Source organism: Aciditerrimonas ferrireducens (assembly GCF_023130475.1).
GTDB lineage: Bacteria > Actinomycetota > Acidimicrobiia > Acidimicrobiales > UBA8190 > Aciditerrimonas > Aciditerrimonas ferrireducens.
Genome location: NZ_JAKHEX010000018.1, coordinates 1 through 642 on the forward strand (window position 1 = coordinate 1; position 642 = coordinate 642).

Genomic DNA, 642 nt, shown 5'->3' on the forward strand with positions numbered 1-642 from the left:
GCTCGGCCGCACCCCAGCCGGCAGACCCGGCACCGAGCCGTAGAACCGGGCGTCCCCGAAGCTGAACACCCCACCGTCCCGGCCCACCAGCCAGTAGCCGGCCGCCGAGGACGGGACTGCAGCCACGACGGCGACCTCATCCGTCGCCTCCTCGGTCACATCGAGCACGCTGCCGGCACCCTGCCCCGCGGCCACGACCACTGAGGGTGCGGCGTCGAGGCTGGCGGTGGCCTCCACGGCGCCGCAGCCGTTCGTGACGCCACTGTGGCAGTTGGCCGTCTCGAGCAAGGCGACCTGATCAGCAGAGGCCTCCGTCACAGCCAGCTGACCGGTTGCGGTCACGGCCAGGGCGTCGGGCTCGGTCCCAAGAGGGATGGCGCCCACGACGCTCGGACAGCTCGTCGAGCCGGCCGGGCAGCCGCGAGTGGCCACGACGCTCACCTCGTCACCGGCCTTGTCCGCGACGTAGAGGGTGCCCGAGCTGGTGTCGAGGGCCAGCGCCCGGGGCTCGGCACCAACCGCCAGACTGGCGGGGGACTGGCCGCACCCCGACTGGTCGCTCGCGTCACAGGTCGCGGCGTCCAGCACCGACACCGTGTCGGACCCCTCGTTCGCCACGTAGAGGGTCTGCGTCTGGGGGTC

Annotated in this window: 1 protein-coding gene; it reads right to left on the reverse strand. The window is 73.1% G+C overall.

The features are described 5' to 3' along the window. Window positions 1–642: YncE family protein (locus Acit_RS09860; RefSeq protein WP_248108609.1), on the reverse strand; the 642-nt coding region annotated here is incomplete at both ends.